Origin of the sequence: Dinoroseobacter sp. S375 (genome assembly GCF_049800775.1) — a bacterium.
In the GTDB taxonomy this organism is placed as follows: Bacteria; Pseudomonadota; Alphaproteobacteria; order Rhodobacterales; family Rhodobacteraceae; genus Dinoroseobacter.
This window is the reverse complement of sequence record NZ_JBNAFR010000003.1, coordinates 243,904-265,010: the sequence shown is the minus strand read 5'-3', so window position 1 is coordinate 265,010 and position 21,107 is coordinate 243,904. Positions and strand designations below refer to the sequence as shown.

The 21,107-nt window shown below is 60.9% G+C and carries 16 protein-coding genes; 7 read left to right on the top strand and 9 right to left on the bottom strand.

The annotated features are described in order from the left end of the window. Positions 1 to 55: 55 nt before the first annotated feature. Positions 56 to 1,846, top strand: coding sequence for an autotransporter assembly complex protein TamA (locus ACP150_RS09095; RefSeq protein WP_424966281.1), 1,791 nt, complete (start codon positions 56 to 58; stop codon positions 1,844 to 1,846). Beyond that, positions 1,843 to 5,097: a translocation/assembly module TamB domain-containing protein gene (locus tag ACP150_RS09090; RefSeq protein WP_424966280.1), complete on the top strand. Its 3,255-nt coding sequence runs from the start codon at positions 1,843 to 1,845 to the stop codon at positions 5,095 to 5,097. The genes ACP150_RS09095 and ACP150_RS09090 overlap by 4 nt, the downstream gene beginning before the upstream one ends. On the opposite strand, the gene ACP150_RS09085 is transcribed toward ACP150_RS09090, so the two are convergent. From ACP150_RS09085 to ACP150_RS09070, 4 genes are all read right to left on the bottom strand, one after another. Further along, on the bottom strand, positions 5,091 to 5,819 hold the full coding sequence (locus ACP150_RS09085; RefSeq protein ID WP_424966279.1) for a rhomboid family intramembrane serine protease: 729 nt from the start codon (positions 5,817 to 5,819) through the stop codon (positions 5,091 to 5,093). The genes ACP150_RS09090 and ACP150_RS09085 overlap by 7 nt on opposite strands. 46 nt (positions 5,820 to 5,865) lie before the next feature. Beyond that, entirely contained in the window at positions 5,866 to 7,467 is a 1,602-nt protein-coding gene (gene xrtD / locus ACP150_RS09080) for a VPLPA-CTERM-specific exosortase XrtD (protein WP_424966278.1), read from the bottom strand. 112 nt (positions 7,468 to 7,579) lie between these two features. Further along, positions 7,580 to 10,039, bottom strand: a complete 2,460-nt coding sequence (locus tag ACP150_RS09075) for a tetratricopeptide repeat protein (RefSeq protein ID WP_424966277.1) — start codon at positions 10,037 to 10,039, stop codon at positions 7,580 to 7,582. 117 nt (positions 10,040 to 10,156) lie between these two features. After that, on the bottom strand, positions 10,157 to 10,843 hold the full coding sequence (locus ACP150_RS09070; RefSeq protein ID WP_424966276.1) for a sugar transferase: 687 nt from the start codon (positions 10,841 to 10,843) through the stop codon (positions 10,157 to 10,159). A gap of 577 nt (positions 10,844 to 11,420) precedes the next feature. Between ACP150_RS09070 and ACP150_RS09065 the strand changes: the two genes are divergently transcribed. From ACP150_RS09065 to ACP150_RS09055, 3 genes are all read left to right on the top strand, one after another. Beyond that, positions 11,421 to 12,269: an ExeA family protein gene (locus ACP150_RS09065; protein ID WP_424966275.1), complete on the top strand. Its 849-nt coding sequence runs from the start codon at positions 11,421 to 11,423 to the stop codon at positions 12,267 to 12,269. Between the two features lie 92 nt (positions 12,270 to 12,361). Beyond that, the gene (locus ACP150_RS09060; protein ID WP_424966273.1) at positions 12,362 to 13,795 is read left to right on the top strand and encodes a GumC family protein; all 1,434 of its coding nucleotides are present in this window, start codon (positions 12,362 to 12,364) and stop codon (positions 13,793 to 13,795) included. 46 nt (positions 13,796 to 13,841) lie between these two features. After that, positions 13,842 to 14,693 carry a tyrosine-protein kinase family protein gene (locus tag ACP150_RS09055; RefSeq protein WP_424966272.1) on the top strand — a complete coding sequence of 284 codons (852 nt, stop codon included), beginning with the start codon at positions 13,842 to 13,844 and terminating at the stop codon, positions 14,691 to 14,693. On the opposite strand, the gene ACP150_RS09050 is transcribed toward ACP150_RS09055, so the two are convergent. The 3 genes from ACP150_RS09050 to ACP150_RS09040 all read right to left on the bottom strand — a co-directional run bounded on the left by ACP150_RS09050 (position 14,687) and on the right by ACP150_RS09040 (position 16,531). Further along, the gene (locus ACP150_RS09050) at positions 14,687 to 15,385 is read right to left on the bottom strand and encodes a metallophosphoesterase (protein WP_424966271.1); all 699 of its coding nucleotides are present in this window, start codon (positions 15,383 to 15,385) and stop codon (positions 14,687 to 14,689) included. The two genes, ACP150_RS09055 and ACP150_RS09050, sit on opposite strands and share 7 nt — an antisense overlap. A 70-nt stretch (positions 15,386 to 15,455) precedes the next feature. Next, positions 15,456 to 16,253 (bottom strand): N-acyl homoserine lactonase family protein, encoded by a 798-nt coding sequence (locus ACP150_RS09045; RefSeq protein ID WP_424966270.1) that lies wholly within the window; start codon positions 16,251 to 16,253, stop codon positions 15,456 to 15,458. Further along, positions 16,250 to 16,531 (bottom strand): putative quinol monooxygenase, encoded by a 282-nt coding sequence (locus ACP150_RS09040; protein ID WP_424966269.1) that lies wholly within the window; start codon positions 16,529 to 16,531, stop codon positions 16,250 to 16,252. The genes ACP150_RS09045 and ACP150_RS09040 overlap by 4 nt, the downstream gene beginning before the upstream one ends. Before the next feature lie 121 nt (positions 16,532 to 16,652). Between ACP150_RS09040 and ACP150_RS09035 the strand changes: the two genes are divergently transcribed. Together ACP150_RS09035 and ACP150_RS09030 are read left to right on the top strand one after the other, a co-directional pair. Continuing rightward, positions 16,653 to 17,726, top strand: a complete 1,074-nt coding sequence (locus ACP150_RS09035) for an isocitrate/isopropylmalate dehydrogenase family protein (protein ID WP_424966268.1) — start codon at positions 16,653 to 16,655, stop codon at positions 17,724 to 17,726. Beyond that, positions 17,723 to 18,733, top strand: a complete 1,011-nt coding sequence (locus ACP150_RS09030; RefSeq protein WP_424966267.1) for a Gfo/Idh/MocA family protein — start codon at positions 17,723 to 17,725, stop codon at positions 18,731 to 18,733. The genes ACP150_RS09035 and ACP150_RS09030 overlap by 4 nt, the downstream gene beginning before the upstream one ends. A gap of 72 nt (positions 18,734 to 18,805) precedes the next feature. Here ACP150_RS09030 and ACP150_RS09025 read toward each other — a convergent pair whose 3' ends face one another. Both ACP150_RS09025 and ACP150_RS09020 read right to left on the bottom strand, forming a co-directional pair. Next, a complete protein-coding gene (locus tag ACP150_RS09025; RefSeq protein ID WP_424966266.1) occupies positions 18,806 to 20,257 on the bottom strand; it encodes a TRAP transporter large permease in 1,452 nt (483 codons plus the stop codon). Positions 20,258 to 20,260: 3 nt separating this feature from the next. Beyond that, complete coding sequence (locus ACP150_RS09020; RefSeq protein WP_424966265.1) at positions 20,261 to 21,064, bottom strand: TRAP transporter small permease subunit; 804 nt, start codon at positions 21,062 to 21,064, stop codon at positions 20,261 to 20,263. Positions 21,065 to 21,107 lie beyond the last annotated feature (43 nt).

The following is a 21,107-nucleotide window of genomic DNA, read 5'->3' as shown; positions in this document are numbered from 1 at the left end:
GGGGTATGCCTGAGGCAGGAGCGAGGCGAACAGGTAGAGTGCGATGGGATGGGTGATGGGGCGAGTGCGGGCACGGATCGGTGCACTTTTGGTGGTGACCGGTGTCGCCATCACGGGCGTTCAGGCCCAAGAGCTGCAGATTTCGACCTCTTTCATCGATGAAGACCTGTCAAACGCGTTGAGAGCCGCATCACTGGTGCGCGTGGTTCTGGAAGAAGAGAGTTCGACCTCGCAGGATCTCGTGGCCGCGGCCAAGGCGGATTACAAACGCTATCTCTCGGTTCTGTACCGGAACGGGTACTACTCGGGGGTTGTCTCGATTCTGGTGGATGGGCGCGAGGCAGCCGAGCTTTCTCCCTTCGAGATCCCGGAGTCGGTCGGAACGGTCCAAGTCGAGATCGAGCCCGGCAAACCCTTTACCTTCGGGCGCGCAGTCGTGGATCCCACCGCCCCGGGTACGGAACTGCCCGAGGATTTCCGCTCCGGCGTGCTGGCGCGCAGCGGGTTGATCAAGCAGGCCGCAGATGCCTCGATCCAGGGCTGGCGGGATGTGGGCCATGCGAAGGCGAAACTCACGGGTCAAAGCGTGACAGCGGCCCATCGTGAGAACGCGCTGAATGTGGATATCGATATCGACCCGGGCCCACGCCTGACCTTTGGCGAGATGCGGATTACCGGGAATGAGGATGTCCGCACCGAGCGCATCCGGGCCATGGCCGGTTTTCCGACGGGCGCCCTGTTTACCGATGATGGCCTCGAGACGATCCAACGCAGGATCTCTCGTACCGGGGCCTTTCGCTTCGTCGTTGTGGAAGAGGCCGAGACCCCGAACCCCGACGACACCATCGACGTCATCGTGGAGTTACAGGAAGAAAAGCCGCGCCGCCTTGGCTTTGGCGCCGAAATCGGCAGCAGCGATGGCATCTCGGTTTCGGGTTTCTGGTTCCACCGCAATCTGTTGGGAGGCGGGGAACGGCTGCGCTTTGACGCCGACCTGACCCAGCAGCTCGAAGACGGCAAGGAGCTCGAATACACGTTTGGAGTTTCCTTCCTGCGCCCGGCGGTCTTTGCCCCCGAGGCCGATTTCCGAGCCTCTCTGGACATCTCGCGCGAGGCGAACTCGACCTTTCGCGAAGACATCCTGACCTTCGACACGGGGTTCAACTATCGGCTGAGCGACGAGCTGTTCCTCTATGGTGGGATCCGGCTTTCGGCCACCAAGACCGACCTGAAGCCCGGCAAGCGGCGTTTCCGCATCTTCGGCACGCCGGTCGGCGCGACCTATGACACCCGCGACATCGTCACCGATGCCCGCGCCGGGACGTTCATCAGCGGCGAGGTCTTCCCCTTTGTCGGAGAGCGTGATGCGGATGACGGGGTCCGCTCGACACTGGATGCGCGGTACTACAAGTCCTTTATAGAGGATGACGCCCTGACCCTGTCCGTGCGCGGGCAATTGGGCAGCGTCTTTGGCGCAACCTCGGGATCGGTTCCGGAATCCTATCTGTTCTTCTCGGGCGGGGGCGGCACTGTACGCGGTCAACCCTTTGAATCCCTTGGCGTTGAACGCAATGGCAGCCTGTCCAGCGGCGAGGGCTTCGCCGGGCTCTCTCTCGAGGCACGCTATCGCTTCACCGACGCCATCGGGGCGGTCGGGTTCTTCGATTACGGTCTGATCACGGATGGAGACGTGTTCACGGGCAGCGGTGACAGCCATAGCGGCGCAGGGATTGGCCTGCGCTACGACACGCCCGTCGGCCCGATCCGGGTGGATATCGCCGCTCCGGTCGGCGGCGACACCGATGACGGCGTGCAATTCTACTTCGGCCTGGGGCAAGCGTTTTGATACGATTTCTGATTACTCTCGCCTGCCTGATCTGGCTGCCTCTGAGCGCAATCGCACAGGATAAAAAGGGCGGTCTCGAAGGGCTTCTCGAACGCAGCCTGTCCAGCGATACCCTGGAAGTCACCGTCGACGGGCTAAGCGGCGCACTGTCTTCGACGGCTACGATCGAACGCCTGACCTTCGCCGATCCCAATGGCCCCTGGATGATCATCGAGGATGCGAAACTGGACTGGACCCGCACGGCGCTGTTGCGAGGCCGTATACGTGCCAATGAGTTGGCCGCCGCTCGGATCACCCTGCTCCGCCTGCCCGCCGCAGCGCCTGAGGATCCGGAACTGCCCAGCGCCGAAGCCGAGCCTTTCAAGTTTCAGTTGCCGGAACTGCCCGTCTCGGTTGAAATCGAGCGCATCGCAGCCGAGGAGATTGTGCTCGAAGAGGCCATTTTCGGCGAACAGGTTGTTGCGAAACTGGTCGGCGGGCTGACCCTGGCCAATGGCAACGGTGCCATTGCGCTCGATCTGGAACGGACCGATGTGGACGGGACGCTGCTCAACCTCAACGCAAGTTTCGAGAACAGCAGCGAAGAGCTTGTCGTGATCCTCGACGCGAAGGGGCGCGAAGGCGGTTTGCTGTCGCGCAGGACCGGGATACCCGGGGCACCGGCGCTGGAGCTGGCGGTCACCGGGCGGGGGCTGCTGTCGGATTTCGAAGCAGATGTTCGGTTCGACACAGCCGACAGCACGCGGCTGGGCGGGATCGTGCGCCTTCTGGCGGCTGAGGCCGAGGGCGCGGAGGGCGTCGACCGGACCATACAGGCCAAGCTGTCGGGCGATATCCGGCCTCTGGTCACCGAGGACATTAAGGGCTTCTTCGGCCCGGAAACCGGCCTCGACTTCGAAACTGTGCTCTTTGCCAATGGTGCGATCAGTGTCCCGCGGCTGCATTTGCAGAGCTCACTCTTCAACATGCGCACGCGGCTGGCCCTATCGGAAACAAAATGGCCCGAACAGATCACCCTCGTCGCCCGTCTGGCGGCCGCCGAAGGGACCCCCGTGCGCCTGCCGATTCCGGGAACTCCAACCGAGCTAACATCGGCCTATGTCAACGTTTCCTACGATCGCACGGCGGCGTCGACCTGGTCCGCAGTGATCGCCATGTCCGATCTGCAACAAGGCGCGTTCGAGATTGAAAGCGTCGATCTTCGCGGCGCGGGGGAGCTGACCCTGCCCGAAGGGGAAACCCTCGGGGCCGTCTCCGGACGTCTGAGTGGTGGTGCGGATGGGGTGGTCCTGGGGGATCCGAAACTTCAACAGGCCGCCGGGGACGAGGTGGCCTTCAACGCGACCTTCGACTGGCAGAAGGAAGCCCCTCTGACCATTTCCGAAGCCGCGATTGCGGCTGGGGATGTGGAACTATCCCTCGACGGGATGTTCGCAAACCTCGCAGAAGGCGTGGATTTCGAGGGGGGTATCGCGCTCTCTGCGCCAAACCTGTCACGCTTTGCGGCTCTGACGGGGCAGGCGCTGCAAGGCGCGGTGGATCTGGACCTGAGCGGGACCGCTACCCTGTTGAGCGGGATGTTCGATCTGGAAGTTTCGGGACAAGGTCGCGACCTGAAGACCGGGATCGCCGAGGCAGACAACCTGTTGGGCGGGCGCGCAGATCTTGCCTTTTCGGGGGCACGGGACACGGACGGGATCTCGATCCGCCAGGCCCTCATAGAAACCGAAGCGCTGAACCTGTCGGCGACTGGCGGCGGCAGCAACGCGCAAACGGACCTCGACATCGCGCTTGCACTGGATTCGCTGGCGCGCATCGTGCCGGGCTTTCCCGGTGCCGCCGAGTTTTCCGGCACCGTGCGCAGTGGCGCAGGGGGCTATACCGTCGATGGCAGCGGATCCGGACCAGCCGGCTTGCGGCTGAATGTCGGCGGCTCGGTTGCCGAGGATTTCGCGACAGCAGATCTGACTCTGGACGGGACTGTTCGGATGGAACTCGCGCAGCCCTTCCTGTCGCCCCGAACGGCAAGCGGCGCCATTGGGTTCAACGTGTCGGTTAATGGACCCTTTGGGCTCGATGCGGTGACCGCGACCTTGCGGGTGGAAAATGGGCGCGTGGCCGACCCAACCGTCGGCTTCGCGCTGGAACAGTTGGGCGGTACGATCGGTCTTGAACGCAGCACCACAACCCTCGACCTTTCTGGGCGCGGCAACCGGGGCGGGCGTATCTCGCTGGGTGGATCGCTGGGCCTCACCCCTCCACAGCAAGCCGCGCTCGACATCGATATCGACAGGTTGCGCTTTGCACTGCAGGGCTTTCTCGCCACCCGGATCGATGGCGCGATTGCCCTCGACGGACCGCTCACCGGTGGTGCGGTCCTGTCTGGCGAAATCAACCTCGCCGAAACCGAAATCCGCATTCCGGATGGCGGCGGTACAGTTGGCACCCTGGAAGGGGTTCGCCATGTCGGCGCGCCACAGGGCGTTGAACGGACGCTTTCCCATGCCGGGCTGGCCGCGCAACCAGAGCCCGCCTCAGCCGGTGGGGCAGGCGGCCCCGTGCTCGGCCTTGACCTCTTTATCAATTCTCCCACACGGATTTTCGTCCGAGGGTTTGGTCTCGACGCCGAACTGGGCGGCAGTGTCGAGATTTCCGGAACCTCCGCAAATCCGCGCCCTGTCGGCGAGTTTGAGCTGCAGCGTGGTCGGCTCGATATTCTTGGCCAGCGGCTGGACCTGACCGAAGGGGAGATCCTGCTGACGGCGTCGATCGTGCCGGATATCCGCTTCGTTGCGAGCACCGAGACCGACGACTACGAGGTTGCCGCGATCATTTCCGGCCCGGCCGATGAGCCCGAGATCAGTTTTGAGTCCACACCGACCCTCCCCGAGGACGAAGTGCTGTCGCGGCTTCTGTTTGACTCCGAGGTTTCGGGACTGAGCCCGCTTCAGGCTCTGCAGCTCGCAAACTCGCTGGTGGCCGCGCGCAACGGCACCGGGCTCGGGTTCTTCAACGCCCTACGCGAGGAGGCGGGTCTCGATGATCTGGACCTGACGACCGAAGATGACGGTCAGACCAACCTGCGTTTGGGCAAGTACATCTCTGACGACGTCTACACCAATGTGAATATCAACAATGAAGGCGAGACCGAGATCGACCTGAACGTTGAGCTGACGGATTCACTCACTGCGCGGGGGACCGCAGGTACCGATAACAGTAGCATCGGCCTGTTTTTCGAACGAGATTACTGAGCGTCGCTTTCGGGCGGCGGTCGCCCCGTCGGATCCAGCAGCATGGCCATGATCCACCCGGCGACGAAACCGCCGAGATGGGTCTCCCAAGCCAGCTGTCCGTCCATCGCCCACCACAAGGCCAGGTTTAATCCGATAAGAAAAAGCACGGTTCTGAGCACCGGCAGCAACCCCTCGGAGAACAGGTAACGGTCGAGATAGTCCCAGGCGACGATCGCACCGGCGAGGCCAAAAAGCGCCCCGGACGCACCCACCATCGGACGAAGGCTGGACGTGAGGAGCCAGTAGCCCACCGCGCCGCCGAGAATGGCCACCGTGTAAAGTGCGATGAACTTGACTGTTCCGACCCGCTGGATGACCGCCTTGGACAGGGAATAGAGCGTGACCATGTTCAGCAAGAGATGCAGCAGCCCGCCGTGCAGGAACCCGTAAGAAAAGAACATCGCATAAGGCTGGAGGGAGTAGTTTGCCTGCCAGCTACGCAGCAGACCGGGCCAGAAGGCAAGATACTCGAGCACTTCGGCCCGCAGGCGCGGATGGTCGATCAGACCGAGATTGGCGATCTGAAAAATCGCCTCAACCAGCACGCAAATCGCGATTATCACGCAGGGCACGAGCATCGCCGTCGCAGCCGGGCTCTTGGAAGCTTTGAGGTCAGATGAGCCCGTTTGGATGGTATGAGCGGGTGATGGTCTACTCGTCTCGTTCATCTGGATGCTCATCAGGACCTAGCGCCTGATGAACACCCTAGATGCAATCCGCTGGACTTCAAAGTGGAACAAACCTCGGAAGCTTAACCAGAGTTTCCTCCATGAAGCTCTTGAGACGGGCGTCTGCCGCACTCTCCGGTTCGCCACCGCGGATCGGGGTCACGAAGCGCACCATCGCGCCATCGGTCCGACCTTCGAAGATGCCATCATACACGACGGCGGCTTTGGCGGAGTAGTCATTGGTAAAGCGCTCGCCGCGCTGCTCGAACCAATAATAGACCAGCTGCTTGGAGAGCCCCTTCTGGATGACCGCGCGGTTCAGATTAAACGTACCATAGGACGTTTCAGGCAAGGACACTTCGTACGGGTCGAGGCTGAACACCTCCCATCCGCCGGCAGGGAGGCAAACCTCCGGCGAGTGGATCCCGCTGCCCTCGGTCTGATTGTGATAGAAGGCCACAAAGAAGTTGATCGTATCTTCGGTTTCCCGGTTCACATAGTTGGCGTTGATGTAGTCATCTGCCCCCAACACCTGTTCGATCTGGGTGTCGAGCGGGACCTGCACGCCCCGCCACTCAGAGATCTGGCGGGGAAAGATCGCGAACGGATCCCGTTCGATTGCCGGGGCCGGACCGGGATTGATGGCAATGAACAGCGCTGTGGTCACCACAGCAATCCCCGTACCAACCATCATCGCAACAGAGTTCGGGATCGACAGGATGCGCGCGCTGACGGCGCCAAGCCCGTTGAAATCGAGATCAATCGCCTCGCTGAGCGGCAGAGGGTTCGGGGTCAGGCGTTGCAGGGCAATCGCCATCAGGAAGAGGATCGCGATACAGGAGCCAAAGATGACCCAGCCCTCAAAGAAGTGCATGAACCCTTCCGCATGCTGGATGCCATAGGAGTTGACCATCACACCGATGATGCCGATCCGGACCGAATTCATGAATACCGCGAGAGGGGCTGCCATCAGCAGGAGTACCGCCTTGTGCCAGTAGGGTCCCCGATACAGTATCGCAAAGAGATAGGAAAACGACAGGATCGGGAAGAGGTAACGCAGACCCGAGCATGCCTCCGCCACCTGCAACTTGTAGACGCCGAGATCGATAATGTTCCCTTCAAGGAACACCGGCACGCCGGCGAGTTGCACGAACCAGACCCCAACGACGGATGAGATGCCCTGCAGGAACATCGTCATTTGCCAGTACACGAATTGCGGCAGCGGCAGCATGAAGACCAGATGGAAGACAGGCAATTGATGACGGATACCCTGTTTCCAGCCGAACACGGTCAGGACAACGCCGCCGGTCCAGATGATAAAGCCATAGGTGATGATATCCGGGATACGCGCCAGGTTTCCGGCAAAGGCAATCAGAAGGCCAAAGGCAATCACAAGGATCCCTGGCCATCTCTTCTTGGATTCGCCCTCGGGCGCATGCGGCTTGTCCCGCAACTCACGCAGGAAGAGATACAGAGAAATCAGCGGGATCAGGGGTCCATGACTGTATTCAGGCGTGCCCCATGCGTTGAACAACGAGACGAACCCCATCCAGAAAATCGGGACGGAGACAGCCAGAAGAAGCCCAAATGACAACAGCCCGGGTAAATTAACTGGCAGCCGGTCGCGACCGGAACTTATGCTTTCTGTTAACGTCGACATTCACAATCACCTAAAGGCTAGTACACACGGGGGGCCGTTATTTACGCGTCAGTTCAACGCTGCGGTACTCGAACCGCAACGCTGACGTTTCATACATGGATTCGCGGAGCAATCACTGCCCTGCGCTCTCAAGTTTGTTCAACTCTTCACGAGCAATCTCAAATTGTGGCCGCACATCATCAGGACCCGCCAGAGAGATCGCGGTCTGCAACGCCTCGACCCCTTCGGTCGTCCGGTCCACAGCGAGGTAGGTCATGCCAAGATGGAACCGAACCAGCGGATCCTGAGGCAGACCAGCGGCGGCGGGCTCGAGATAGGTCAGGGCCTCGTCGAAGCGGCCGCGCTGATAGGCAAGCCAACCATAGGTGTCCTGGAACGCCGGATTGTTTGTCCCGCGCAGGCGACGCGCGATCCGATAGGCCCGCTCGATGCTGGCCTCATCCCCACGATGGGTCGAGAGCAAGCTCGCCAGATTGTTGGATACGATGGTCGAGCGACTAGAGATCGCATAGAGCTGTTCATAGATTGAAATCGCTCCTTCGAAGTCGTTCTGCTGCTCCAGCGTTGACGCCTTTGCCCAGAGCAGGTTCGGACCATCCGGGAACTTCTCAAGTCCCTGGTCAAGCATGAGCCCCGCCTCACCAGGTTTGCCCGCACGGTTGAGGACGCGCACAAGCTCGACCCAAACGCGCTCATTCGCTTCCTCGCGGGAAATCAGCTCGCGATAGGTCTGCTCGGCGACCGACAGATCACCGGCACTGCTTTCCAGCGCGGCATCGAGAAACTTGAGGTCAAACCGGTCCGGGTCGATTTCGATCGCATCCTGGACAAGCGCTCGCGCCTGTTCGACTTCACCCGCCGCGATGAGCGACTGGACCGCTGCGGTCAAGGCCCGGAAATTTCCGTCTTCGCCAGTCGCAAGTTGAGCAAGGAAATCAAGGGCATCTTCGCTGCGGTCCTGACCATCCAGAATGGCGACACGGATGGCATCCGCAGCATCCTTGGCTTGAGGCTCTTCAAGCCCGCGCAGGGTACGCTCCACGTGTTCGGCACGAGACCAATCTTCCAGCCTGACATACACATCGCCAAGGAGGGCCAGCAGTCGCAGGTTGGAGGGCGACCGACGCAATGCGTTCACAAGGACGTCTTCGGCCCCCAGAAGCTCGCCAGCGCCAACGAGGAATTGCGCATAACGCAGGCTCTCATCCGGAGCAAAGGAGGACGTATCCGCAGCAAGGCTCAGAAGATCCCGCGCGAGTTCCCGATCGCCGTTGCGCAAATGCGCATTGGCAATCAGCGTCATGATCTGCGGGTCGTCCGGCGTCTGGTCCAAAGCAGTGCGCAGAAGGCTGATTGCGCGCTCGGTCTCATCGCCGTCGATCAGCCATGCGGCCTGCATCTTGATGGCATCCACATTGCTGACATCCTCGGCAAGCGTCTCTTCGACCAGCTTTCGCGCGCCCACTTCGTTGCCCGTGGCCAGCAGCATCTGCGCCAAAGCAACCTTGAAGCGCAGCGCATCCGAGGATCCCTCATCCGAGTCCACCAGAGCCTGCATCCGGGAAATGCCTTCGTCGCGCTGCCCGGAATCGAAGATCAAGGAAGCTTGCAGTGCCTTCAGAACGGCCGAATCCGGAGCCTGCTCCAGGGCGGATTGGAGCTCTTCCACAGCCGCTTCGATCCCCCGCGTGTCCCGCAGATAGCGCACAAACGCGACGTATTCCGCCGGGTCCTCATCCGTGGGGGAGACAATGCTGCGAATAAAGGCTTCGGCCTTTTCCGGCTCGCCACGCTGTTGATAGAACTGCAAAACCAGCCGGCGGTACCGCTCAACATCGGGGAATTGCTGCGCCAGCGCGACCAACTGCTCTTCGATGCCGTCCATGTCTCCCAGCTGCTCAAGCGCGGCGAGGCGGAGCATATAGAGCTGCTGCTCTTCCGGGTGATGGCCGAGCGCGTCATCGACACGGGCAAGAGCCAGTTCGAAGTCCTGTTGCCAGATGGCTCCGTCGATCACCACATTATGGAGGGTCAGCTTGTCCGGCGCGGTTTCCAGCATGTCCTGAGCCGTTGCCAGCAATTCGGCCCGCGTCGCATCGTCATTCGCCAGTCCAGCCTCGCGGTAGCGCACCACCAGGTCGACCACCTGCACTTCGAACTCGTCCGGCGCAAGTTCCTTGGCCCGGGCAGCATGGCGCGCCGCATCTTCCCAGGTGCGGCCTTCAATCGACAGATTCGCGAGGGCAAGGCGCGCCTCGAGATCATCCGGATGCTGTTCGACCAGGCGGAGATACTGCCCAAAGGCCTCACGCGTTCGGCCCATGTCACGCACGGTGGCTGCATAGAGTGCGCGCGCATCCCGGTGGTTGCCATTCAGATTGAAAACATTTCGCAATTCGACCAGAGCGCGGTCGGCATCGCCAGCCTCGATCAGTTCGAGCCCCTTTTGATAGTGCTCTTCCGCGCGCTCCTCGGCAGTGTCACAGGCGGCAAGCGCCAACACACCAAGGACGCCGATCGCCAAGCGAACTGAACCAGCAAATCTCATACAACTACTCTCCGCAATTCTCACTGGCGTTTCTCTCGCCGTTCTTGCCAGTGTAGCAGTGCAAGTATGGTCTAGCCACGGCAAGAACTGCACGAATTCGTGCAGTTCTGCGACATATAGCGACCAACCCCTAAGGGTTTATTAGTATCCGGTGCAGCGGAAGACCACGGAGAAGGTCTGCTTCAGGATCCGGACGTCTTCCCGCAGAGTGATCTTTTGCTCGTAGAGATCATCGAACTGAGCCCGGCCGCGGAAGCTGCAATCATTGCGATCCGAGATCTGCCAGGTGCCGGTGATACCGGGGCGCATGCGATAATACGCCTTGCCCGGGTACATTTCACGCTGGGCTTCCATCATCGGACGCGGCCCGACCAAAGACATGTCGCCAAGCAGCACGTTGATCAGCTGCGGCAGTTCATCAAGGGAGCTTTTGCGAAGGATCCGGCCCACACGCGTGATCCGCGGGTCCGATTTCAGCTTCTGGGTCGTGTCCCATTCTTCGCGGGCGTCAGGGTTGGCCGCGAGATACGCCTCAAGCTTCTCGTCCGCCTTCGGCACCATCGTGCGCAGTTTCCACAGACGGAAGCTCCGCCCGTTCAGGCCGACGCGAGATTGCCAGTAGAAAGGATTATGTCCATCAAGCGCGACCAGGGCCGCGAGAAGAAGAATAACAGGCGCTACAAAAATCGCGGATCCCAGAACCAGCACCATATCAAGCGTACGCTTGCCTGCGTTGCGGTAAAGGCGGTTCTTGGAGGAGGCGGTGGTCCCTACTGCAATCGCGGAGACCGGGGTGCTACCTGAAATGTCGTTCGCTCTTATCGTCATGGTACTCTTCACTCACCATTCAGCGTCTGCAGAAATTCGAGACGCGCCACACACACTGATCTTTGAAACTCTGTAGATCGTTAAGACAGCGCTAACTAAGCACGTGCGGCGGAGTCTGCCAAGGCCTGAGGAAAGCCAGATCACGCCGAAAAACGCCGTAACATACTGATTTCACGCACAAAACTATCAGTTAAACTTGATTGTAAATTTTATATGTGCATGGTTAAACTGCCGCTACGTCGGCGTTTGTTGTTATTTTTGGGCGAATTTTGAATATTTTCACGCTACGCTGCAGCGTGCTGAAACCGACAGCAGACGAATCACGACATCGGTGACAGACCGAAAACGAAGGTCTCGCGGCACAGAGATTGTTGCAGACAGCGAACCGCAGTGCCCGGACGACACGGTGCTGCGCAAAATGCGCACAACCGAGCCTCGTTGCGCGCATTTCGCTGTTCTTTAACCCTCCGAGACTACAAACAACTGCAAAGACCGGGGTAAATTCCTATATGGTGGGCGCAGGCCGCCCCTGTTCAGGCCTCGTGTTGATGGAAAGAATGAGTGTGTATCCATGTCGATGAGCGGGTTGTATTCGGATTATTTCGGGCTCCGGGAGCGGCCCTTCAAACTGCTGCCCGATCCCGACTTCCTGTTCTGGAGCAAGATCCACAAACGCGCCTATGCGGTCATGGAGTACGGCATCCTCAGCAGCGCCCCTATAACAGTTGTTACGGGCGAGGTTGGCGCCGGCAAGACAACCCTGCTCCAGCGCCTTCTGCGCTCCATCGACGACCAGGTGACGATCGGTTTGATTTCAAACGCGCAGGGTGGTCGCGGCGAGTTGTTGAAATGGGTGTTGAACGCCCTGTCTGTGCCGTCAGAACCCGGTGACGACTACGTAGAACTTTTTCAACGTTTACAAGACTTTCTGATCTCTGAATATGCAGAAGGACGGCGCGTCATCATCATTATCGATGAGGCGCAGAACCTGTCTTCGGAAGGTTTGGAAGAGCTGCGCATGCTGACCAATATCAACTCGAACAAGGATGAAGTCCTGCAGTTGGTGCTGGTGGGGCAACCGCAGCTCCGCAAGATGATCATGCACCCGGATCTGCAGCAATTCGCGCAACGTGTTTCGGCTTTCTACCACATCCCCGCGATGGACCGTGAAACCGTCGGGGATTATGTAGCGCACCGCATGAAACATGCTGGCGGAACAGGCACCGAGTTCACGGATCAATCGCTGGACCGTATCTATCAGGCGAGCGAAGGCGTTCCTCGGCTGGTCAACAAGCTCTGCGACTTTGCGTTGCTTTACACCGCGACAGAGAATCGGCAAGTGGTCACCGCAAGCGCCGTTGATGAGGTTCTCTCTGATGGCATCTTCATCGGAAACTTTGACCAAATGGGCGAGGCGGCAGAATGAACTTGAGCATAAACTACCTTCTGTCGGTCTTCTGGCGCCGGTTCCCGATCTTCATTCTTGTCGCAGGTTTGTCCATCGTGGCCTCGGCCTTTGTGGCCAAGCAGCTGCCCACCCGTTATGAGGCCTCAGCGCGTCTTCTGCTCGAGGCCGGACAGATCCCGGACGAGCTGGTCACCACGTTGAGCAATACCGGGGCTCAAGAGCAGCTCGAAGTCGTTCAACAGCGCCTTTTGACCCGCGCGAACCTGCTGGATATCGCCGATCGGTTCGACGTGTTCCCGAACGCGTCGGAGATGAGCCCGGATGAAATCGTGCGCTCCATGCGTGGCAAGTCGGATATCCGCCTGACAACCGGCCGCAACCGCGCGACGCTGATGTCGCTGTCCTTCACGGATGACGTGGCACAGACGACCTCAGACGTGGTCAATGAATACGTGACCCTCATCCAGCGCGAAGACAGCCGTCTGCGCACCAGCCGGGCGTCAAACACCGAAGAGTTCTTCAAACAGGAAGTTGAGCGTCTCTCCGAGGAGGTTGACGAGCGCACCGCGGCCATGCGGCAGTTCCGGTCCGAGAATATCGGGGCCCTTCCCGAGACATTCCAGTTCCGGTTGGAGCGTCTGGCGGACCTGCAAGAACGTTCCACGACATATACGCGCGACATTCTGATCCTGAACGAACAGCGCAAGCAGCTGGTGGATGCACTGCCCTCGGGCTCCGATCCGTCCCAACTCGAAGGCAATGCGGCCTTGTCCCGCGAGCAGGAACAGGTCGAGATCCTGCGCCTTGAGCTGGCCGAAGCCATGGAAACCGCGGGTGAGACATCTCCGCGTGTGCGTATCCTGCGGTCGCGCATCCAACAGGTGGAAGGCGTGATCCAATCTCTGGGCGGTCAGCGGCCGTCCGATGATCCAACGTCGACCTTGCAGTCCCAGATTGAACAGATCGATGCGCAAATCGCGTTTCTGCGGGAACAGCTCGAGCTGACGAATACGCAGGTTGAAGAGGTTGAAGCCACCCTGGATGAAACGCCTGGAATTTCCGTGACACTCCAAGGTCTGACGCGCGACTATCAGAACGTGCAACAGCAATATAACGCCGCGGTGGAACGTCTCCATATTGCGCAAACCGGCGAGAGGATCGAATTGGCAGCACGCGGCCAGCGGATCACAGTTCTCGAACAGGCGACGACCCCGACGGATCCATCCAGCGCTTCGCCGATGCTTGTGTTTCTGGGGGGCTCTCTGGCCGGGATCGGACTTGGTCTGGGTCTGATCCTTCTGCTGGAGCTTCTTGATCGCACTGTGCGCCGCCCCGTAGACCTCGTCAAAAGCCTCGGAATTGCGCCCTTGGCGACGCTGCCCTACGTCAAGACCCGGCGTGAAGAGGTGCTCGAACGCAGTTTGAAGTCAGCCATCGTGATCCTGGTCATCATCGGAATTCCGGTCGCGCTCTATGCGATTCATATGCTGTATCTGCCGCTCGATCTTCTGGCGGATCGCGTCCTCAACAAGATTGGCGTGTAGACGCCACCGCATGTGGCACCACGCTGAGGTGTAAGGAACCAGTTGAATGGAAAAACTGCAAGCAGCTCTCGAGAAAGCGCGCGAACGCCGTGGAGACGCGCCGACCAGTAGCGGCATCGTTGAAGCGGGCCCCGACACCGCGGCCCCGCGGGAGCGTGGTGGATCGAGCCTGGATCAACGCTGGGGCGCCCTCGAAGAGTTCCAGATCGACCCGGCGCATCTGATCAAGAACCGGGTCTTCTCGGCCGGCTCCAGGCAGTCCGAGGCCGCCAGTTTCGACGTCTTGCGCACCAAAGCCCTCAAGCAGATGGAGAAAAACGGTTGGAAACGCCTCGCCGTGACCTCTGCAAACAGTGGCGCGGGCAAGAGTACGGTCTGCTGCAACCTGGCAAGTTCCATAGCGCGCCAGAGATCGATCCGTGCAATCCTCATGGATCTGGATATGCGGCGCCCCGCCTTGGCTGAAATCCTCGGGGTGAAGCCCAGCGGAACGGTGGCCGATGTGCTGCATGGGCACCTGCCCTTTGAGCAGCATGCTCGTCGTCTCGGGCCGAACGTGGCGCTTTCGCTCAACGCGCACCGGGTAAAAGACCCGTCCGATGTCTTTCTCAACACGTTGACAACCGACATCGTTGACCGGATCGAGGCGGACTACAAGCCGAGCATCATGCTCTTTGATGTGCCACCGATGTTCGTGAACGATGATGCTGCGGCGTTCTTCACAAATGTGGATTGCGTGCTGATCGTGGCCGATGCAGAGCGCAGCAAGGTCGCAGATCTGGATCGCTGCGAAAAGGAAGTTGCGGAACACACCAATGTGCTCGGCATGGTTCTGAATAAATGCCGCCATTCCGACGAAGGCTATGGCTACGGGTACAACAGCAGCGAGAGCTACTGAGCCACGCCTCGCACGGTAAGAATGCGCGCCGTGGCGCCGTCGCAGCGCACAGCGCTGAGCACACCACTTCGATAGGCGCCTGTATCGACGCTGATCCGTCCGGGGCCAATCTCAGCCGCATCAACGATCGTATGACCGTGGACAAGCCAGATCCCATCGGGCCGCGGCGCTGAGTTTGGGCTCGGCCGCCCCCAGAGCAACATCCGTTCCTCTTGATCCTCCCAAGCGCGCGTCGGATCGGCCATGGCATGGAGACAACCCATGTTTCCGCTGAGAAAGGAAAGCGGCAAGGCCCGCAGCCAGTCCAGCATGTCCGTGCCGATCACCTCCTGCAGTTGATCCCTCAGAGTCTCCATGGGCGATTGACCGTTGACGCTGGTACGCCGCGCGGGGCCGAAATCGGCGATGGTCTCCAGCCCTCCATTCCGCAGCCAGAGCTCACCTCGCGCTGGATCCTCCAGAAATGACAGGAACATCCGCTCGTGATTGCCCATCAGACAGGTCACGGTCAGATTGCCCAGCTCCAACCGATAGAGACGCTTCAGCACCGCCGCACTGTCCGGACCACGATCAATGTAATCCCCGAGAAACACCAGGTCGCCCTGCGCCCCATCCGCGTCCGCCTCAATTTCGTCGATCATCTGATCGAGGAGATCCCGCCGCCCATGGATATCCCCCACAGCATAGGTCAACCGGTTCGGCCGAAGCGGCGCGATCTCCACCGCGGTCCCGGATCTCCCTTTGGACAGGAATGAAAACACGTCAGCCGAAATCGCCGGATACCGGTCCCCGATCCAATCGCAGGATCATCTCCGGTTCTGTGGCAGGGAAGTAGTCAAACACGAGAGGGTCGTGCCCGGGCACGATCAGGCGGTGATCGCTTGCAAGAGCTTCGAGGCGGGAGAACCCGCGCAGCATGTCCTCGAGATCCACAACCAGAGGGAAGGGCTTGCGCGACCAGAGGTTCTCGTAGAAATGCGCCGCGTCCGACGCGAGACACAGCCACCCGGCCTCGGTCCGGACCCGCACCGCCTGCAGTCCTCGCGAGTGCCCGCCGATCTGGTGCACGGTCACGCCCTCGGCAACTTCGCCATCGCCTTCGAAGAACACCAGCTTGCCGGAGTACAGCCGCTGAACGGCCTCGCAGATATGCGCCCCGGTGAAGGGAAACCGCAGCGCGTCATGGCACATGCAAGGCCCCGTCGCATAGGCCATCTCAGCCGCCTGCATGTAGAGTGTCGCATTGGGAAAGAGATGCAGCCCGCCCGCGTGATCATAGTGCAGATGCGTGACGATCACCCGATCGATATCCTCGGGCTGCAACCCGAGCGGCGCGAGCGCCTCACGCGGATCAAGCCGGATGGGCCGCCCCCGCTCCGCCGCTTCGGCCTTGTCATAGCCGGTATCGACCAGGATGGTTTCCGCCCCACGGCGCAGCACCCACATGAAGTAATCCATCGGATGGGGCTGATCATGCTGGTCGTCAAAGAGAAAGCTGTCTCCGCGCACACGCGCGTTGCGGTCTGCGTATTTGACGGCGTACACCTCCCAGGTGCTCATACCTGCACCTGCGCATAGGTCCGCACCTCCTTGCTGGCCACGAGGTTGGCAACCTCCCCATCGAAGGTTCGGAAATGCGGTGTCTCCAGGTGCCGATCAAACGCCGCCCGATCATAGTAGATCTCGTAGAGGAACACTTCGTTCGGCAGTGCGGGATCCGTACACACGTCAAAGCGCAGGCATCCGGGCTCGTCGGTCAACGTCGTCCGGGCATTGGCCAGCATCAGGGGCATGAACGCCTCCGCGCCCCCCGGCACCAACCGAAATGTGACTGTCACCGCATACACCTGCGCATCCTCCCATGGATCAGTTCAGAAAACCTATGTCGAGCGCCGGACCCCTTGCAAGACGCTTGCGACCGGCGGGCCAGACCGGCAGATTGCGCGCGGGAGGATATCCATGCAGACTTTTTCAATTGTCGTCTTCGACGGCGACGGGATCGGGCCCGAGATCATGGCACCGACGCTCGCGATCTTGACCCAGATTTCCGAGGCCGCGACCAGCTACAGGCTGGCCTTTGATCATCATCCGATGGGCGCGTCGCATTACGCCAAGACCGGCGAGGCCCTGCCCGAGGCCTCGGTCGAGGCCGCGCGGCGGTCGGACGCGATCCTGCTTTCGGCGATGGGTCTGCCCGATATCCGGTATCCGGACGGCACGGAAATCACGCCGCAAATCGATATCCGCATCGCGCTCGACCTCTATGCCGGGGTGCGCCCCGTTCGGATCGTGCCCGGTCATCCGACGCCGCTGGCTGCGCCGGGTCCGGTGGATTTCGTCCTGATCCGTGAAAGCACCGAGGGGCTCTTTCACACCAAGGGCACCGGCGAGGTGACCGAGGACTATGCCAAGGAAACCCTCAGGATCACCCGTGCCACATCCGAGAAGCTGTTCCGGTTTGCCTTCGATCTGGCAGCCCAGCGCAAGGCAAGCGGACGGGGATCCGGCAAGGTGACATGCGTGGACAAGGCCAACGTCTTCCGTGCCTTTGCCTATTTCCGCGAGCTCTTCGATGCCGAGGCCGCCAAGCATCCGGAGCTTGCGGCAGACCACGCCTATGTGGACGCCATGGCGCTCTGGATGGTGACGCGGCCCGGCGCGTTCGACGTGATGGTGACCGAGAACATGTTCGGCGACATTCTCAGCGATCTGGGCGCGGGCCTGATGGGCGGGCTCGGTCTCGCGCCATCTGCCGATATCGGGGATGACAACGCGGTCTTCCAGCCGTGCCACGGCACGGCGCCGGACATCGCGGGTCAGGGCATTGCGAACCCGCTGGCGATGATCCTGTCGGCGGCCATGATGCTCGACTGGCTGGGCGTGCGCGCCGAGAATGCCGAGATCGCGGCGGATGGCGCGCGCCTGCGCGAGGCGGTGGAGGCCGTGCTGACCGAAGGGGCGATCCTGACCGGTGATCTGGGAGGCAAGGCCACCACTGAGGAGGCGGCCGCAGCCGTCGCGGCACAGCTGTGAGCTACCGCGTTGCCTGTGTCGGAGCCGGGTATTTCGCCCGGTTCCACTATGACGCCTGGGCGCGTCTGGACGACGCCACGCTTGTCGGGGCGGTGGACCGTGATCTGGACAAGGCGACAGCCACGGGTCTGCCCGCTTTTGCCACACTCGACGACCTGTTCGCTGTCGAGGTTCCCGAGATCCTCGACATCATCACCCCGCCCAAGACCCATGCGGCGGCAATCCGGCTGGCCATCTCCAAGGGCGTCCGCGCGATCATCTGCCAGAAACCCTTCTGCAGCAGCCTTGAGGAGGCCCATGCCGTCACTGCCGAGGCGGAGACGGCGCAGATCCCCCTCATCATCCATGAGAACTTCCGCTTCCAGCCCTGGTACCGCGCCATGCGCGCTGCCATCGAGGATGGTGCGATCGGTGATCCGCGCCAACTGACCTTTCGCTTCCGCACGGGGGATGGCCGGGGGCCCGAGGCCTATCTCGACCGGCAGCCCTATTTCCAGAGGATGCGCCGCCTGTTGGTGCAGGAAACAGCCGTCCATTGGATCGACACATTCCGCTACCTTCTGGGCCCGGCCACGGGGGTCTATGCGGATCTGCGCCGCGAGAACCCGGTCATCGCGGGCGAGGATGCGGGCTACATCCTGTTCGACTACGCCTCCGGGGCGCGGGCGCTGTTTGACGGCAACCGCCTGCTAGACCATGCGACGGAGAATCCGCGCCTGACCTTTGGCGAGGCCCTGCTGGAGGGGACGGAGGCGACGCTAAGCCTCTGGGGCAATGGTTCGGTCACACGCCGGGTGTTCGGCGCAACCGACGAAACCGAGATCCTCGCCGCCCGAACCTATCCGGGCTTTGCAGGGGATTGCGTCTTTGCCCTGAATGCCCATGTGCTCGCCGCCTTGCGCGGGGAGCAGCCTTTCGAAAACGCGGCGCGGGACTATCTCGAGGTGCGTCGGATGGAAGAGGCGGTCTACACCTCCGCCGCGGAGCAGCGCCGCCTGCCGCTCTGACCCCGGGCACATTGCAAATGCAAAGGGCGCGCCAGTGGCACGCCCTTTTTTGATGTCAGCTCACGTTCCGCGCTAATCCGCGTAGGCCACCGCAGGTAACCATGTGGTCAACGCCGGGAACTCGAACACGATGAAGAGCCCCAGAAGCTGCAGCATCACGAAGGGAATGATCCCCTTGTAGATGTGCCCAAGGCTCACCCCCGGCGGACATACCCCCTTCAGATAGAAGAGCGCGAAGCCCACCGGTGGAGTCAGGAAGCTTGTTTGCAACGTCACCGCCACGAGGATCGCAAACCACACGACCGCCGGGTCCCGCACCTGATCAAAGCCGGGCACCGCCAGTTCGAGGCCCTGAATGATCGGCAGCATCAGCGGCATGATGATGATCGTGATCTCGATCCAGTCCAGCAGGAACCCAAGCAGGAAAATGATGAACAGAATGAACAGCACGATCATGTAGGGATCCGAGAAGGCCGAGGTCACATAGCCCTGGATGATCTCATCCCCGCCATAGCGGCGCAGCACCAGCGCGAAGAAGTTCGCGGCCAGGAAGATCCCGACGATGTAACCGGCGGTGTTCAGGGTCGAACGGCTGACCTCCTTGAGAACTTTGAAGTTCAGCTTGCCGTTCAGCGCTGCCAGCACCGTCGCCCCAAAGGCGCCCAGCCCCGACGCCTCGGTCGGTGTCGCGAAGCCCGCAAAGATCGAGCCCAGCACGAGCAGGATCAGGAACATCGGCGGCACCACGGCGAGGAGCACGTCCTTGACCACCTCCCAGCCGACCTCACCCGTATGCTCGGGCACCGGCATCGCCTTGGGGTTGATCAGACCGTAGATCACGATGAACACGATGTAGAGCGCACCGAGGATCAGCCCTGGGAAGAGCGCCCCCATGAACAGATCGCCCAGGCTGATGGCCAGCTGGTCCGACATGATCACGAGCATGATCGAGGGCGGGATCAGGATGCCCAGCGTCCCCGCCGAGGCAATCGTCCCCGTGGCAATCGGTTTCGAGTAGTTCTGCTTCATCATCGCCGGCAGCGCCATGACCCCGAGCAGGGTCACCGATGCCCCGATCACGCCCGTGGACGCCGCGAGAATGATCCCGATCAGCAGAACCGTCAGGGACAGCCCGCCGCGCAGGCCCCCGAACAGCTTCTGCATCGAGTGCATCATCCGCTGGGCCACGCCGGACTGATCCAGCATCAGGCCCATGAAAATGAACATCGGCAGGGCGACCAGAACCGGGTTCTTGACGATATTGCCGAACAGGCGCCCCGAGAGGACCTGCAATCGCTGGTAATCGATACCGGTCCGGTCGAAATCGATCACCTCGCGCAGCACAGACCGGTTCGGGTCGAGAAAGATCTCGGCGATCAGGGCAAAGACAAGGCTCACCCCGACCAGCGCATAGGCCACCGGGATGCCCCGGAACAGCATGAAGATGAAGACAACGAACATCCCCAACACGGCGATCTCGTTCAGTGTCAGGATGGGCGAAACCGCCTCAAGCAAGGTCAGCATAGGTTAAAACCTCGCCTCTTTGCGACGGTCCATCAGCCACGCGCCCGCGATGACGAGCAGGGTGACAACCGTCGTGATGATGATGGTGTAGGGGATCTCCTCCACACCGACTTCCCATTCGCCAAAGATCGGCATCCGCCCGATCTCGCGATCGGTGACATCGGCGGGCGTGGTGAGACGCAGGAACCACCAGATGCTGTAGAACACGATCAGGTTGATCAGGAACATGGTGGACGGGAACGCCCAGAGGAGCTGTTTCCACAGCACCGGCTCGGTCAGCTTGTCGAGGAACCGCACATAGGCCGCCCAAATCGCGATCCCGATAAAGGCGAAGGACACATTCATCACCACCTTCAGGAACCACAGGTTATGCAGGCCGTTCGGACTGTCCGAACCCTCATCGGCGATCACCGACGAGATGGCGTAATGAACGGTGACGTCCCAGCACAGGATGATGAAGGGCAGAAACAACCAGACGAGGCCGAATATCTCGATCTTGGTCTTCTTTTGCTCCGAGTAATTGTCGAACAGGATGTCCACGCGCACATGGCTGGTCGTGGTCACGGCATAGCCGATCCCCACCAGCACGGCTGCGCCGTAGAGCCACCATTGCAGGTCGTCCAGCCAGGCTTGGTTGAACCCCGAAGAGCGCAGCACCACCTGAGCGCAGATCGCGACCATCAGGATCGGGAACAACCACGCGGCGGCGTTCGAGACCCAGACAATACCTCTGTCACCGCGATTATGGACCGCGCGGTCCTTTTCGCCGGGATCAGAAAGTTTGATGATTTCGTCGGCTGGTTCCATGGCTCCCCCCGCCCTTGTTGCGTGCCCTCAGACACGAAAAAAC